The sequence below is a fragment of the Acidaminococcus sp. CAG:542 genome (genome assembly GCF_000437815.1).
Classification (GTDB): domain Bacteria; phylum Bacillota; class Negativicutes; order Acidaminococcales; family Acidaminococcaceae; genus Acidaminococcus.
On sequence record NZ_FR902102.1, the window covers coordinates 5,815 to 21,579 of the forward strand.

Here is a 15,765-nt window from a genome sequence, read left to right on the forward strand (position 1 = left end):
CTGTTCCAAGCTGGCGGCGAAATGGCCTTCCAGAGTGTCCAAAAGGCTGCGGATCTGGTCCCCCCGGGTCCGGATGGCGTCCATGAGGGCGATATTGCTGTCGCACCGTTCTTCGAATTCCCTGACTTCTTCCCGGTAGGCCCGGGCCTGGTCCATGGCTTCGTCGGCCTTGTTTTCCAGGAAAATGCCGGCCACCATCAGGGCCGGTGCCGCCACGATGCCGCCCAGCACTGCCGTGCCTCCGGCGATGCCCAGGCCGCCGGCAGCCAGGGAACCTCCTCCCAGCCAGGCCAGGGTGGCGTTGGTGGCGGCGGCCCCGGAAAGGCCGGCAATGGCAGTACCAGTAGAGGCGGTGGCCAGGGCTCCTACGGCTCCGTAGGCTCCCAGGGCCATGGCGCCTCCGGCCAGGCCCCCTTCCACGGCGCCGGTGGAAAATTCCAGGGCCTTCTGGGAAGCAGCGGCGATTTCCTTCAGGGCCGGGCTGTCCGGCCGGAAGTCCCTCAGTTCTTCCAGGCCCACGCTGTTCCGGAAATCCACGTTCTTGATCCGCCGGAATTCCTTCACAAAGGTCTGCAGGGAACCGGTAAGGATATTCATTTTGGTCTCCCCCAGCTGCCCGATGGCGGTTCCGGCCTGTTCCCGGGCTTTTTCCCGTTTTTCTTCCGCCCGCTTGGACCGCCGTTCGTACCGATGGGCCATGTCCTTGGCATCATTCATTTTGCTGACGGCGGAAACGGTCTTCTTCACTCCCTTGCCCCCGATCACCAGGGCAGCAGCTCCTAAAAGCAATGGAATCATGGTTTTCTCCTTTCTACAGAACAAAATCCTTGGTATCGTCTTCCATCAGGTTTTCGAACTCTTCCTGGGAATGGATTCCCAGATCCTGGCCAAAGGCCCCGGCGATCCGGTTCAGGCCGGCGGCCATCTGGTCGAAATCCCCCTCCAGGTCGGCCAGCACAAACTGGTCGTACCCTTCCTGGATGGCCCGGCCCCGTTCCTGGAACAGCCGGGTACAGGCGGCCTGGAAGGATGCCCGTTCTTCCCGGAGCCGGGCGATGTTTTCGGCGGTGATCCGGGCGATGGTTTCGTACCGTTTCCGGGCCGCACGGGCTTCGGCGGCGGCTGCCATGAACTGACCAGCAAAGGTGCCGTACAGGGCGCCGCCCACCAGGCTGCCCACCAGGGCTCCCACAAAGGGAATAGGGATCAGGGCCTGACCGGCAGCTGTGGCATAGCCGGTCCATACGGCAGCACAGCCGGTGTTCCCCAGCTGGGTGATGCATTCCGCGGTGGTGATTTTCCCCTGGCCGTACTGGAGCAGGGTACCTCCCACGGCCATGACCCCGGCCACCACCTTGCCGGGGAGGCCGGCCTTCACCAGGTTCTGGACCAGGGGCGAACTGGCACTGGACAGGGAACGGGCTATCACCGTCACGCTGCCTCCCAGGGCAAAAGCGGTGCCCCCGGAAGCGGCGGTATCCCGGACCAGATCCCGGAGGGCTTCTTCCGTGGTCTTTTCCCCTTTAATCACCGCAACTACATTGCCGGCCCCGGACAGGCAGGCGGTCATCAAGGCGGCTCCCTCAGCCGCCTGGGCCCCGGACTGGAGAAAGGCGTCTCCCATGTGCCCCAATGCTTTTTTCTTCAGGGTCCAGTCAATGGCCTTTTGGGCTTTTGCTTCGTCCTCCAGTGCCTGCTTTTTTCCCCCCTTGGTGAAACGGACCCCTTTGTCCCGGCGGTAGTCCTGGTTGTTGCCCATCTGGGTGTTGCTCCGGTCCCGCTTTGCGTTGTTGAAGCTCCGGTTGGTAATCTGCAGGTTGGCCTTCTGGTTCACCGCTTCCTTGATGTCATCGTTGGTAATCCAGGGATTGTCTTTGTATTTCTGAAATACCTTATGGACGGACTGGGTATGGTCCACTTCCGCCAGATGTTTCTGCCAGTCAGCACCGTACTGGGCTTTGGCCTCCTGTTTCCGCATTTTCAGCAGGTTGCCGGTGTAGGGATCCTTCGGGTCCCCCTGTTGGAAGGCCTGGTTTTTGGCAGCCCGGAGAGCCTGGGGATCTTCGTAGAGTTTCCGGTTGTAGGTGGGCGGTTTCCGGAATTTCTCCTCCAGGGCCGCCAGGGTCCGGTCCAGGGACTGGCCGGCCCAAAGACCCGCCCCGGCCCGGAAGGAAGCGGACCGGGCCTCCTCGGCCTGTTGTTTTTCGGTTTTGGGTTCGTTTGTCATAGGTGGCTCCTTTGCAAGGATTGATTCATTGTGGGTCGTTGTGGAGGCCCTCTGGGCGGCCGGGATGGGCTTGCCTGCGGCTAGCCCCTACGGCGTTGGAGTCAAGGATCCGTGGTTCTGGCGGGCCGCCGGTTGTGCGGCCTCTACGGATCCGTGCCGTCCCGCTCTTCCCTCTTCACTCTGCACTCTTCACTGCTTTTTCCTACTTTTTCTCCCGGCTGCATTTTTCCGCGTCCATGGCCAGGGCGAACATAAGGACGTGGAGGGCGTCAGCGGGGTCGTTGATGTCCATTACATAGGTGTCGGACAGGTGGAACAGTTCTTTGCCGATGGTGGCCACCCGGTTTCCCCGGGCATCCCGGATGGTGTAATCCCACTCCAGGAAGTTCCCTTCCACGGTCCAGCCGTTGAAATCGATGGAAAATTTAGGCGAAAACAGGGACAGTTTCTTGCTGATCCTGCCGATGTACCGGCCGCCTTCATACAGTTCGAATTTGGGCAGCAGGGTGATGATTTTTTCTTTCACCAGGCCCAGTTCGTGGCCCTGGGGGTCGCAGATCTTCAGACAGTGGCCCCAGGCCAGCTGGCCTTTCACCACATAGACGGTATTGCCGTTTTCGTCGTAGATGTCATAGCTGTCGAACCAGGAAAAGATCCGTTGACGGAACAAGAGTTTCATGGCCGCACCTCCCTTTTTGGTTCTATGGTACCACAAAAAGGGGCTGCTGCAAATGCAACAGCCCCTTTTCAGTTGTGAATTGTGAATTGTCAATGGCCGACTGAGTCTCGTACAATATCCAAAATATGGTTTCCCACGTCTTCCTTGCTCATAAGCTCCAGGCTGCGGATCTCTCCGCTGGGGAACAGGAGCTTCACCACGTTGGTGTCGGTGCTGAAGCCGGCGCCTTTCATGGTCACGTCGTTGGCCACGATCATGTCCAGGTTCTTCTTCCTGACCTTGGCGGCGGCGTTTTCCAGCAGATGCTGGGTTTCGGCGGCAAAGCCCACCAGGAACTGATGGGTCTTCTGCTGACCCAGCTGCTTTAAGATATCCGGGTTCTTGTCCAGGTCCAGGGTAAGGGTATCGTCGTTTTTCTTGATTTTCTGCTCTTCCGCATGATGGGGCCGGTAATCAGCCACGGCAGCGGCCATGATCACCACATCCACCTGGGGATAGGCTCCCAGCACCGCATCCATCATTTCCCGGGTGGTTTCCACGTTCTGGAACTTCACGTTCCGGGGAGCCGGGAGAGCCGTGGGACCGGATACCAGGAACACTTCCGCCCCTCTCCGGGCGGCGTCCCGGGCAATGGCGTAGCCCATCTTTCCGCTGGACCGGTTGCCGATGAACCGGACCGGGTCGATGGCTTCCCGGGTGCCTCCGGCGGTGACCAGAACCTTGAGGCCCCGCAGATCCCCTTCCCGGCTGGCCAGGAACCCGTCGATGAAGGATTTGATGTCTTCCGGTTCCGGCAGCCGTCCGGACCCGTTCACCCCGCAGGCCAGATGGCCGGCAGCGCTGGGCATGATGGTGATCCCGTCCTGGCGCAGGGTGGCCAGGTTCCGGACCACCGCCGGGTTGTTCAGCATATTGGTGTTCATGGCCGGGCAGATGATCTTGGGTTTGTCACAGGCCATCAGAGTGGTGGACAGCAGGTCGTCGGCAATGCCGTTGGCCATTTTCCCGATCATGTCGGCAGTGGCCGGAGCCACCACCATCACATCGCACCAGCGGCCCACGGCCACGTGTTCCACATTGAATTCCGCGTTCCCGGCCCACAGATCCGTGGCCACCGGATTCCCGCTGATTTCCTTGAACAAAAGGGGCGAAACCAGATGGGTGGCGGCGTCCGTCATGATCACCCGCACCTGGGCTCCCGCCTGGACCAGCCGGCTCACCAGGGTCACAGCCTTGTAGGCGGCAATCCCCCCGGTGACCCCCAATGCAATCTTTTTGCCTTCCAGCACCTGGGGCCTCCTTTTATTTCTTCATTTCCTTCAGGTCTTCTTTGGTGGCAATGGTCACCAGGCCTTCGCCGATTTCGTGGAGGGCGATGGAAACAGGCTTGTTGGAATCGCACTTCACCAGGGCCGGTGCATGGTCCACCAGCTGCCGGGCCCGTTTGGAAGCCATAATCACCAGGGCATATTTGCTGCCCACTTTGTCAGCCAGATAGTCAATGGAAGGATCAATCATGGACATAGTTACATTCTCCTTTACTTCTCCTGCGCGTTTTCTGCGCAGTCACAGGTGCCGTTATGGCAGATTTCGTCAACAATGTAATAGGTGCGGCCCACCCGCAGGTGTTCCACATCGATGATCTTGCTCACCTTGTCGGTGGCCTTTTCCACTTCGTCGTTGACCACGATGTAGTCATACTTGGAAGCGTAGGCCAGTTCGCTGGTGGCGGCGCTGAGCCGGCGTTTGATCACGTCCACCGCGTCGGTGCCCCGTTTGTAGATCCGCTTGGACAGTTCATCCAGGGAAGGCGGCACAATGAACACGAACACTCCGTCGGGATAGCTTTTCTTCACCTGGAGGGCCCCCTGAGGGTCGATTTCCAGGATTACATCCAGCCCTTCCGCCAGTTTGTCCAGCACATACTGCCGGGGGGTGCCGTAGTAGTTGCCGTACACGGAAGCATGTTCCAGCAGGCCCCCGTTTTTGATCATTTCTTCGAACTCATCCCGGGTCTTGAAGAAGTAGTTCACCCCGTCCACTTCCCCGTTCCGGGGCTGGCGGGTGGTGCAGGACACCGAGTAGGCCATTTGGTCCCGTTTTTCCCGGAGCCGGGCGCAGATGGTGCCTTTGCCGGCGCCGCTGGGGCCGCTGAGTACCAGCAGAATTCCCTGAGGTTTATTCATTGGGTTCCTCCTTTTCTTCCGCAGCCGTATCATCGTCCTCTTCCGGAGTGGCGAACCGGTTGGCGATGGTTTCCGGCTGGAGGGCAGACAGTACAATATGGCCGCTGTCCATAATCAATACGGCTCTGGTCCGCCGGCCATAGGTGGCGTCGATGACCACACCCTTGTCACGGCCGTCCTGGACAATCCGCTTGATGGGAGCGCTGTCCGGTCCGATGATGGTGATGACCCGCTGGCCGGATACCATGTTGCCAAAGCCGATGTTGATCATTTTGATGTCCATAGATGATTTCTCTCCTACTCTTATTGTATATTCTGGATCTGTTCTCTTACCTTCTCGATTTCGCTTTTCATATCCACAATGGTCTGGATGATCCGGGCATCCCCTGCCTTGGAGGCTATGGTGTTGGCTTCCCGGTTCATTTCCTGGACCAGGAAATCCATCCGCCGTCCCACCGGTTCCTCCTTTTGGAGCAGCTGCCGGAACTGCCGGAGATGGCTGCGGAGCCGGACGGTTTCTTCCGTCACATTCACCCGGTCCGCGTAAAGGGCCGCCTCCTGGATCACCCGTCCCTCGTCCAGAGGCCCTGCCCCGGCTTCCTGGAGCAGGTCCCGGAGCTGACCGCTGATTCTTTCCCGGTATTCCGCCACCGTTTCCGGGGCCCGGGTTTCGATGGTCCCCAGCTGGGTCTCGATGGTGCCAATCCGTTTTTCCAGGTCGGCGGCCAGTTGTTCCCCTTCCGCCTTCCGCATGGCCAGCAGCCGGTCCAGGGCTTCCTTGATGGCCTGTTCCATCCCGGGCCAAAGACGGTCCAGATCCACCGTTCCTTCTTCCGGCACCAGCACATCCCCACAGCCGGCTATGAAAAACAGGTCCTGCCGGGAGGCTTCTTCAGAGGTTCCCAGCAGGTGCGCAAGTTCTTTCAAACTATCATGATAAGCCTTTGCCAGCCCTTTGTCAACTTTTACCTGACGGCCTTCCGTCCCGGTATACACCGCTGTCACGAACACATCGGCATGGCCCCGGCTGATTTTTCCCAGCAACTGCTTCCGGATCCGGTTTTCCACCGGGTTCAGGAACCGGGGCAGCCGGAGGGCCAGCTCCGCGTACCGGTGGTTCACGGTCTTGATCTCGATCTGGAAGGAAAAGTCCTTTTCTTCCCAGGCGCCCCGGCCGTAGCCGGTCATGCTCTGTACCATGTCCCTTCCCCCTTAGTTCATATTGGGCAGCTTCAGCACAAATTCCCGGGTACCGGCGTATTCATCGGTGGCCGCCAACACCATGGTCCGGTTGGGGTCCACCTTGGACAGGTCGAAATAGACGAAGTACTGGAGATCCCACACATTGTTGTCCTCCAGTTCCCCGGACTGCTTGTTGAGGATCTGCATGTCCCGCTGGGAGGCATTGTTCAGGTTGCAGGCATAGGGTTCCAGCACATTCTGGCCCTGGTACATCCGCAGTTTCAGGTTCCTGGGCTCCAGTTTCACACTGGTGCTCAGGTTGAGACCCAGGGCCAGCACTCCGTCATACTGTTTGGCCACCTTCATGCCCTGGGGCACACTGGGGGTGCCCCCGTCCGCTGCGGTCTGCCGGGCATCCACCGCCGCCGTCAGGAAGGGGGTATAGACCACCACCCGTTCCCGGAGGCCGTAGGGATTCATCTGCTTCCGGTCGTAGACAGTCCAGGGAGCCAGCAGCTCTCCCAGGGACGCCCCCTTCCGTTCCACGCCGTAGACCTGGGCGGCCTGGATGGTGGTGGGCGTCAGGGGAAGCATGGCGAAGGCGGGCTGGGTGAGCAGCAGCAGGGCCGCTGTCAGAGTTCCGATTTTTTTCATGGTATCCTCTCCTCTATGGTTTGACCGAAAAGTCCAATACGGTTTATACTAATCAATATATTATAACGAATTTAACGAAACACTGCAAATATTGGAGGAAACCATGAATCTGGAAGGTATTGCCCTGCAGCTCCTGACCCGGGAACTGACAGGAGCTTTAAGCGGCGGAAAAATTTTCAAGATCTTCATGCCCAGCCGTGAATCCCTGCTGCTGCAGGTGAACCGGCTGAACCGTACGGTGAATCTTTTGATCGACATGAACGGGGCCTCCCCTCTCATCACCCTGCCGGAGACCCTGCCGGAGCGGCCGGACCTGCCCCCCAGCTTCTGCATGCTGCTGCGGAAGCACCTGGAGGAAGGCCGGATCGCCCGGGTGACCCAAAAGGGCCTGGACCGGATCCTCACATTGGATGTGGATCTCATCGGGGCGGAACGGAAGATCATCACCAAACACCTGATCCTGGAACTTACCGGGAAGAACAGCAACATCATCTTCACCGACGAAAAGGGAATCATCCTGGACGCTCTCCGGCATGTAACAAAAGCCCAGAGCCGGGTCCGGCAGATCCTTCCCAACCTGCCCTACACCCTGCCCCCTGCCCAGGAAGGCCTGGATTTTCTCCAGGCGGACCCTCACGCCATCCGGGAGGCTGCTGTGGCCCAGGGGGATGTGAGTCTGGTCCAGGGGCTCATTGCCGCCACCCAGGGGATCGGGAAATACACCGCCCAGGAAGTGGAACTGCGCAGCGGCTTTACGGGACCGGTGAATCTTATGGACCTGGAAGGGGCCCAAAAGGTGGAACAGGCCATCGGAGCCATCCAGCAGGAGATCCGTCAGCGTCTGGAAGGCACGGACCCGACCGTGGTGGCCCAGATCGACAGCCGGAACCGGATGAAGAACCTGGTGCCCTATGAGCCCCAGACCCATCCGGAATGGACCCGGAAGGTGTTCCCCTCCCTGCTGGCGGCCCAGGCCTACAGCGCTTCCCTGGTGCCGGTCCAGATTCCGGAAAAGGACCTGCTCACCAAGGTGGTGGCCAGCCAGGAAGCCAAGACGGAAAAGAAGCTGAAATACCTGGCCCAGGACCTGGCCAAAGCGGAAAACGCCGAAACCCAGAAGATCATGGCGGACACCCTGATGGCCTACGGCTGGTCCCTGAAAAAGGGCCAGACTTCCTGTGAACTGGACAGTCTCTACGACGGAAAGAAGCTGAAGATCGCCCTGGCTCCGGAACTGACCCCCATGGAAAACGCCCAGGCCTACTACAAACGGTACAACAAGTTCAAACGGGCGGTGGGAGAGATCCGGCAGCAGCAGAAAGAGGCCAACGATCTGCTGGAATACCTCCAGAGCCTGGAAGTGTCCCTGGAAACCGCCTCCACCAAAGGGGAGATCGGGGAGATCAAACAGGAGATCATCTCCCTGGGCCTTTTGCCCCAGCCCCGGAAGAAACAGCCTTCCCAGAGCCGGTCCACCCCCCTGAAGGTCCAGCTCACCCCGGACACCTTCCTTTATATTGGAAAGAACAACCGGCAGAACGATTATGTGACCTTCAAGCTGGGCCGGGGCAGCGACCTGTGGTTCCATGCCAAGAACATCCCCGGGTCCCATGTGATTTTAAAGACCACCCTGCCCCAGCCCCGGGAAGAGGACATCCTGGCCGCCGCCCAGCTGGCTGCCGGGTACAGCAAGGGACGGAACGCCGACCGGGTGCCGGTGGATTATGCAGAGAAACGGCTGGTGAAAAAGCCCTCCGGAGCCAAGCCCGGATTCGTGATCTACACGGGCCAGACCACCCTATATGTAAAACCTTGTACAACTGTCCACGTCAAAAAGGACTGATTCTGCTTTTCGTTGACACTCTTTTTCCATCGTGTTACAGTATTGGTTATATTACGGCGGAAACGCCAGTACATGAGGGAAAAGAGGAATACTATGAGAAGTACAACAGTGAAAAAAGGTTCCACCCGGGCGGCCCACCGCTCTCTGTTCTATGCCATGGGATATACGGAAGATGAATTGAAAAAGCCGCTCATCGGCATCTGCAATGCCCAGAATGAAATCATTCCCGGCCATATGGATCTGGACCGGATCGCCAAGGCCGTTAAATATGGTGTGCTGGAAAACGGCGGCACCCCCATTGAATTCCCTGCCATCGGTATCTGCGACGGGATCGCCATGGGCCATGACGGGATGAAATACCCGCTGGCCAGCCGGGAGCTGGTGGCGGACAGCATCGAAGCGGTGGCCAACGGCCATGCCTTTGACGCCCTGGTGCTGATCCCCAACTGCGACAAGATCGTTCCCGGGATGCTCATGGCCGCTGCCCGGCTGAACATCCCTACGGTGGTGGTCAGCGGGGGCCCCATGCTCCCGGGCCGGTACCAGGGGAAGGACATCAGCGTCAGCACCGTGTTCGAAGCCGCCGGCCGGTTTGAAGCCGGGAAAATCAGCAAACAGGAACTGTCTGCCATCGAACACTGCGCCTGCCCGGGCTGCGGCTCCTGTGCCGGGCTCTTTACCGCCAACACCATGAACTCCCTGACGGAAGTGCTGGGCATGGGCCTGCCGGGCAACGGCACCATCCCTGCCGCCTACCAGGGTGCCCGGATCGCCTTGGCCAAACAGGCCGGGAAACAGGTAATGGAAATGCTGGCCAAGAACATCCGGCCCCGGGACATCATGACCGCCAAGGCCTTCAAGAACGCCATTACCGTAGACATGGCCATGGGGGGCTCCACCAATACCTGCCTCCACCTGCCGGCCATTGCCCATGAAGCCGGGGTGGACCTGACCCTGGAAGAATTCGACGAAATCAGCAAGAAGACCCCCTACCTGACCAAGCTAAGCCCAGGTGGCACCTTCCACATGGTGGATGTGGAAGAAGCCGGGGGCATCCGGGCAGTGATGAACGAACTGGCCAAGCACGGACTCATTGAAAAGGACTGCCTCACCGTCACCGGCAAGACCGTAGGCCAGAACATCAAGGGCGCCAAGATTCTCCGTCCGGAAGTGATCCACACGGTGAAGGACCCCATCCGGAAAACCGGGGGCATCGCCGTGCTGAAAGGGAACATCGCCCAGGACTGCTCTGTGGTGAAGGAAAGCGCCGTGGCTCCGGAAATGCTGAAACATTCCGGTCCCGCCCGGGTGTTCAACTCCGAAGACGAAGCCATCGAAGCCATTGTGGGCAAGAAGATCAACCCGGGTGATGTGGTGGTGATCCGCTACGAAGGGCCCAAGGGCGGCCCGGGGATGCGGGAAATGCTGAACCCCACCGCCGTGATCACCGGCATGGGCCTGGGGAAATCCGTGGCGCTCCTCACTGACGGCCGGTTCTCCGGAGCCACCCAGGGGGCCTGCATCGGCCACATCTCCCCGGAAGCCCGGGAAGGGGGCAATATCGCCCTGATCGAAGAAGGGGACATCATCGACATCGATATCCCCAACCGGACCCTGAACGTGCGGGTCAGCGACGAAGAGCTGGCCAAACGGAAGGAAAACTGGGTGTGCCCGGAACCCAAGGTGAAGAAGGGCTACCTGGCCCGGTACGCTTCCCTGGTGTCCTCCGCAGCACAGGGAGCGGTGCTGAAGTATAATTGAGGATAAAAAAAGGCTGGCGCCTGCGGCGCCAGTCTTTTTTTCCACGATTGGGGTGTGAATCTTTTCACACCCCCTTTTTTCTCTTCATATCCTTCATCACCCACTGCCAGGCACACCAGGCGAACAGGCCGGCGGTCAGCCAAGCCATGGGGTCGCAGGCGGCGGAGATGGCGTAGCTGTGGGTGTGCATGCCCAGAAGGGCCGTGCCGCCCCGGGCGGCCAGTTCCACCACCCCGCACAGGGTGGGCGCCAGGGCGTACCCCACCCCCTGCATGGCGTTCCGGTAAATGAAGATGCTGCTCAGGGGCAGGTAGAACCACATGGCAATGTCTCCATAGGTTTGGGCCCAGGGCATAAGGGCCGCCGGGTCCGTATCCCCGGAAAAGAAGAAGCCCATGAGCCAGGGCAGCAGATAGTGGAGCACCACCGCCGCCAGCACCGAATACAGGGCCATCACCCGGAGGGATTTCTTCACCCCCAGGCGGATCCGTTCCAGGTCTCCCCGGCCGAAATTCTGGCCTGCATAGGTGGCCATGGTCTGGCCCATGGACAGACACCCCTGGGTCAGCAGCATGGATACCTTGGAAGCCGCCGTATAAGCCGCGGCAGCGGTGGAACCGAACAGGTTGATGGCAGACTGGGCAATCATGATTCCGGAGGCGGTGATGGAAAACTGAAGAGCCATGGGCACCCCCATCCGGAGCTGTTCCCGGGTCTCATACCGGTACAGTCCCCAGTCCTGTTTCTCAGGCACCAGTACCGGCACTTTTTTCAGGATGTACACCAGGCACAGGAGCACGGAGAGCCCCTGGCTCACCACCGTGGCCAGGGCCGCCCCGGCCACTCCCATGCCAAACTGGATGATCAGCAGCAGATCCAGCCCCACATTGAGGCAGGCGGAAAACACCAGGAAGAACAACGGGGCTTTGCTGTTCCCCACGGACCGGAGGAACACGGAAGCCATGTTGTAGAATACGTTGGTGAAAAGCCCCTGGAAAATGATGGTGATGTAAGTCCGGGCATCGTTCCAGATATCCGCCGGAGTGTTCAACAGTTCCAGGAGCCAGGGCACGGCGGCGGTGCTCAAAAGGGTCATGGCCAGGGAAAGGAGCAGCGCCAGAAGGGTGCCGTTGGCTACGCTCCGGCGGACCCCGGCCTCATCCCTGGCCCCGAACCGCTGGGAGGTGAGGATGCCGAAGCCGGCGGTGATCCCCAGGGCAAAGCCCAGGACCAGGAACATCAGGGTGCCGGCGGAGCCTACGGCCGCCAGAGCCCCGGCCCCCACATACCGGCCTACGATGATCATATCCGCCATGTTGTACAGCTGCTGGAACACGTTGCCCACGAACATGGGGAAAAGGAATTCCAGGATCAGGGGAAGGATGGGTCCCCGGGTCATGTCTTTTTGCATGGTTGTCACACCTCATAGAAAAAAGGGGCTGTTGCTCACGCAACAGCCCTTTTTATCAGCACAATTTCGCGCCGGCGGGGATATGGGGATCCAACATCAGGAGATGGAGTTTCCGTTCTTCCCCTTCCATATGTTCCGCGCTGAGCAGCATCCCGCAGGATTCGATGCCCATCATCTTCCGGGGCGGCAGGTTCACAATGGCCACACAGGTCTTGCCGATCAGGTCTTCCGGATCGTAGTAGGCCTTGATGCCGCTGAGGATGGTCCGGTCGGTGCCGGTGCCGTCGTCCAGGGTGAACTGGAGCAGCTTCTTGCTCTTGGGCACGGCGAAGCAGTCCTTCACCTTCACCACCCGGAAATCGCAGTCTGCAAACTTGTCGAAATCCACATAGTCGGTGAAGAGCGGTTCGATGGTCACGTTGGAGAAGTCGATCTTTTCCGGTGCCACCGTTTCGAAAGCCGGAGCTGCAGCAGTTTCGGCTGCCACAGGAGCAGCAGCAGGGGCCTTGGCTGCTTCGTTCTTCCCACCGTCCAGAGGCTTCATGGTGGGGAACAGCAGCACGTCACGGATGGACACAGCCCCCGTCAGGAACATTACCAGGCGGTCGATGCCAATGCCCAGGCCCCCTGTAGGAGGCAGGCCGTGCATCAGGGCGTTGATGAAGTCTTCGTCCATCATCCCGGCTTCGTCATCCCCGGCATTCCGTTCTTCCACTTGTTTTTCGAACCGTTCCTTCTGGTCCAGAGGATCGTTCAGTTCGGTGAAGCCGTTGCACAGTTCCCGGCCGAAGATGTACCCTTCGAAACGGTCGGTGATGTCCGGATCCGCCACACTGCTCTTGGCCAGAGGAGAGATTTCCTTGGGATGGCCGGTGATGAAAATGGGCTGGATCAGGTTCTTTTCCACGAATTCATCGAAGAAGGCGTTGATGATCTTGCCCACGCCCCAGGCGGGTTCCACAGCCACACCGGCTTCTTTGGCCAGCTGCCGGGCCACTTCCACGTCCTTGACGCCGGTGAAGTCCTTGCCGCTGTATTTCTTCACAGCGTCGATCATGGACATCCGGGGCCAGGGCCCGGTCAGGTCGATTTCCGTGCCTTCATACTGGATCTTCAGGGTCCCCAGGACCTTTTCCGCACAGGTGGTGACGATCTTTTCCGTCAGGTCCATCATGGTGTTGAAATCCCCGAAGGCTTCATAACATTCCAGGGTGGTGAATTCCGGGTTGTGTTTGATGTCCATCCCTTCGTTCCGGAACACCCGGCCCAGTTCGTACACCCGTTCCAGGCCCCCTACCACCAGACGCTTCAGGTTCAGTTCCGTGGCGATCCGGAGATACAGGTCGATGTCCAGGGCATTGTGATGGGTAATGAAGGGCCGTGCGGTGGCGCCCCCGGAGATGGTGTTCAGCACAGGGGTTTCCACTTCCAGATACCCCTGGTCGTCCAGCACCTGCCGAATGCACTTGATGATCTGGGTCCGTTTCACGAACACATCCCGGACTTCCGGGTTCACGATCAGATCCACATACCGCTGACGGTAGCGGATTTCCTTATCTTTCAGCCCATGCCATTTTTCCGGCAGGGGTTTCAGGGCCTTGGAGAGGAATTCCAGTTTCTGGACCCGGATGGAGGGTTCCCCCATATGGGTCTTGAACACGGTGCCTTCCACCCCTACGATATCCCCGATATCCAGCAGTTTCACCACGCTGTAGGCTTCTTCGCCCAGTTCGTCCTTCCGGACATACAGCTGGATCTTGCCGGTCTTGTCCTGGAGATCCATGAAACAGGTCTTGCCGTGGCCCCGGATGGCCAGGAGACGGCCGGCCACTTTCACTACAGTGCCGGCAGCTTCCATGGCGTCCACCTGGTCATGGACTTCTTTGGTGTGATGGGTCCACTGATAGGCATGGCCAAAGGGCAGGATGCCCTTTTCTTCCAGTTTGTGCATTTTATCCAGACGGACCTGCATCTGTTCATTGACGTCTTCGTCCGCCAGTGCTTCCTTCTCTACGTCCGGTTGGTTCTTCTTTTCGTCGGACATGAAAACCCTCCTGATTCTTTGCGAAATTATTTTGCGTCCTTGGCGGCAGCCTTTTTGGCAGCGCCGGGACGGCTTACGGCTACAATCTTGTAGTCCAGTTCACCGATGGGGGTGGTGACCTTCACCACGGAACCCACCTTCTGGCCCAGGATGGCTTTGCCCACCGGGGATTCATTGGAGATCCGGGGCGGTTCGGCCATAGGGTCGGCTTCGGTGGTCCCTACCACGGTGTATTCTTCCTGATCATGGGTTTCCATGTCTTCGATTTTCACCTTGCAGCCCAGGGAAACCACGTTTTTGGTAATGTCGGAATCCTTGATGATCTTGGCATTCCGGATCATGTTTTCCAGGGTCAGGATCCGGCCTTCCACAAAGGCCTGTTCGTTTTTGGCATCGTCATATTCGGAGTTTTCGCTGATGTCCCCGTAAGAAATGGCCACCTTCAGCCGTTCGGCCACCTGCTGCCGTTTCTCGGAACGGAGATAATCCAGTTCATCTTCTAATTTTTTGAGACCTTCTTCGGTCAAAATTGTTTGTTCAGCCATGTTTCACGACTCCTTTATAGGCTTTTTGGCTATTACCATATCTTGTAAATTATAGAGTTTTTCCGGGGGGTTGTCAATGGGAAAGGCCCCGCTGGGGCGGGGCCGTCAATGGTCAATGGTCAATTGTCAATGGCCGGGGGAGGCCAAATGCGGACCCATTTGGCGTTGAATCGATGGGCCCTCTCCGGGCGGGCCCCTACAGAACCGCTGCCATCCCCGCCAGGGGCACCAGGAAGGCCAGGTTGGCCAGGGTGAATGCCTTCAGATAATATCCCTGGAGCCAGGGGTACCGGCGTACATAATACCCGTAGGAAATCAGGCTGGCCATGGAGGCGATCAGGGTCCCCAGGCCCCCGATGTCCGTACCCAGCACCAGGGCCCGGCCGTTGTCCGTGAACCCGGACAGCAGCACCGCCGCCGGCACGTTGCTGATCACCTGGCTGGCCAGAAGGGCCGTAAAAAATTCCCGCCCCTCCAGAAAGGAAATCAGCAGCTGCCGGAAGGCCGGGATCTGGCCCAGGTTCCCGATCAGCACAAAAAAGGCCACAAAAGTCCCCAGCAGCCGGTAATCCACCCACCGGAACCACCGGGGCCGGACGGCCAGGATCCCCAGGGGCACCGCCCCCAGGGTCACCCGCCAGTCCAGCACATGGGCCACGGTCAAAAGGCACAGACAGAACAGGAACCCCAGGAGCTTTCCGTATTTCCCGGGGCTCCCTTTCCCGGGTTCCCCCCTCCCCCGTTTTTCCAGAGGCCGGCAGGGCACCCACAGGACCACCCCCAGGGCCAGCATCCCCAGGGACACCAGGGTGTAGGGCAGCAGCAGGGCCAGGAATCCCCCCAGTTCCATCTGATAATGGAAGTACAGGTACAGGTTCTGGGGATTCCCCACCGGGGTGACCATGCTCCCCAGGTTGGCGGCCAGGGTCTGGAGGATGATGATCCGGGCTGTCTGTTTTTCCGTTGCCTGCCCGGCCAGGCTGAGGAGGGCAAAGGGGACGAAGGTGATCAGGGCCACGTCGTTGGTGACCCACATGCTGCCGAAGAAGCAGGCAAACACCAGCACCGCCCCCAATTGCCGGGTGGTGGACAGCCTTTCCAGGAGATGGTCCAGGAGCCTGTCAAAGAAGCCCGTTTCCCGCAGACCCCCGATCACCCCCATAAGGCAGAACAGAAGGGCCAGTACCGGCAGGTTGAGGGCCCCCACCAGAGCCCGGGAAGGAGGCACCGCCC

The 15,765-nt window shown here is 59.4% G+C and carries 15 protein-coding genes; 2 read left to right on the plus strand and 13 right to left on the minus strand.

The features are described 5' to 3' along the window. From QVO43_RS08935 to QVO43_RS08975, 9 genes are all read right to left on the minus strand, one after another. Window positions 1–798 (minus strand): hypothetical protein (locus QVO43_RS08935; protein ID WP_288174852.1); only part of this gene is annotated, 798 nt, incomplete at its 3' end. Window positions 799–811: 13 nt separating this feature from the next. After that, complete coding sequence (locus QVO43_RS08940; protein WP_022488175.1) at window positions 812–2,227, minus strand: hypothetical protein; 1,416 nt, start codon at window positions 2,225–2,227, stop codon at window positions 812–814. Between the two features lie 202 nt (window positions 2,228–2,429). Beyond that, window positions 2,430–2,906: an LURP-one-related/scramblase family protein gene (locus QVO43_RS08945; protein WP_022488176.1), complete on the minus strand. Its 477-nt coding sequence runs from the start codon at window positions 2,904–2,906 to the stop codon at window positions 2,430–2,432. A gap of 89 nt (window positions 2,907–2,995) precedes the next feature. Continuing rightward, window positions 2,996–4,195: a bifunctional phosphopantothenoylcysteine decarboxylase/phosphopantothenate--cysteine ligase CoaBC gene (gene coaBC, locus QVO43_RS08950; RefSeq protein ID WP_022488177.1), complete on the minus strand. Its 1,200-nt coding sequence runs from the start codon at window positions 4,193–4,195 to the stop codon at window positions 2,996–2,998. A 13-nt stretch (window positions 4,196–4,208) separates the two neighbouring features. Further along, the gene (gene rpoZ / locus QVO43_RS08955) at window positions 4,209–4,430 is read right to left on the minus strand and encodes a DNA-directed RNA polymerase subunit omega (RefSeq protein ID WP_022488178.1); all 222 of its coding nucleotides are present in this window, start codon (window positions 4,428–4,430) and stop codon (window positions 4,209–4,211) included. A gap of 14 nt (window positions 4,431–4,444) precedes the next feature. Next, complete coding sequence (gene gmk, locus QVO43_RS08960) at window positions 4,445–5,092, minus strand: guanylate kinase (RefSeq protein ID WP_022488179.1); 648 nt, start codon at window positions 5,090–5,092, stop codon at window positions 4,445–4,447. Further along, on the minus strand, window positions 5,085–5,375 hold the full coding sequence (remA, locus tag QVO43_RS08965) for an extracellular matrix/biofilm regulator RemA (protein WP_022488180.1): 291 nt from the start codon (window positions 5,373–5,375) through the stop codon (window positions 5,085–5,087). The genes gmk and remA overlap by 8 nt, the downstream gene beginning before the upstream one ends. Window positions 5,376–5,395: 20 nt before the next feature. Continuing rightward, window positions 5,396–6,292 (minus strand): YicC/YloC family endoribonuclease, encoded by an 897-nt coding sequence (locus QVO43_RS08970; RefSeq protein ID WP_022488181.1) that lies wholly within the window; start codon window positions 6,290–6,292, stop codon window positions 5,396–5,398. A gap of 12 nt (window positions 6,293–6,304) precedes the next feature. Beyond that, window positions 6,305–6,928 (minus strand): hypothetical protein, encoded by a 624-nt coding sequence (locus tag QVO43_RS08975; protein ID WP_022488182.1) that lies wholly within the window; start codon window positions 6,926–6,928, stop codon window positions 6,305–6,307. Window positions 6,929–7,031: 103 nt separating this feature from the next. Here QVO43_RS08975 and QVO43_RS08980 point away from each other — a divergent pair, with 103 nt between their 5' ends. Next, window positions 7,032–8,771: an Rqc2 family fibronectin-binding protein gene (locus QVO43_RS08980; protein WP_022488183.1), complete on the plus strand. Its 1,740-nt coding sequence runs from the start codon at window positions 7,032–7,034 to the stop codon at window positions 8,769–8,771. A 93-nt stretch (window positions 8,772–8,864) separates the two neighbouring features. Next, entirely contained in the window at window positions 8,865–10,532 is a 1,668-nt protein-coding gene (gene ilvD / locus QVO43_RS08985; RefSeq protein ID WP_022488184.1) for a dihydroxy-acid dehydratase, read from the plus strand. 64 nt (window positions 10,533–10,596) lie between these two features. Here the strand turns inward: ilvD and QVO43_RS08990 are convergent, their stop codons facing one another. From QVO43_RS08990 to QVO43_RS09010, 4 genes are all read right to left on the minus strand, one after another. Next, on the minus strand, window positions 10,597–11,943 hold the full coding sequence (locus QVO43_RS08990) for an MATE family efflux transporter (RefSeq protein WP_022488185.1): 1,347 nt from the start codon (window positions 11,941–11,943) through the stop codon (window positions 10,597–10,599). 55 nt (window positions 11,944–11,998) lie between these two features. After that, the gene (lysS, locus tag QVO43_RS09000; protein WP_022488186.1) at window positions 11,999–13,987 is read right to left on the minus strand and encodes a lysine--tRNA ligase; all 1,989 of its coding nucleotides are present in this window, start codon (window positions 13,985–13,987) and stop codon (window positions 11,999–12,001) included. A 26-nt stretch (window positions 13,988–14,013) separates the two neighbouring features. After that, window positions 14,014–14,532 carry a transcription elongation factor GreA gene (gene greA, locus QVO43_RS09005; protein WP_022488187.1) on the minus strand — a complete coding sequence of 173 codons (519 nt, stop codon included), beginning with the start codon at window positions 14,530–14,532 and terminating at the stop codon, window positions 14,014–14,016. Between the two features lie 196 nt (window positions 14,533–14,728). Further along, window positions 14,729–15,765, minus strand: a 1,037-nt coding sequence (locus QVO43_RS09010) for an SLC13 family permease (RefSeq protein ID WP_288174856.1), incomplete at its 5' end; no start/stop codon positions are given.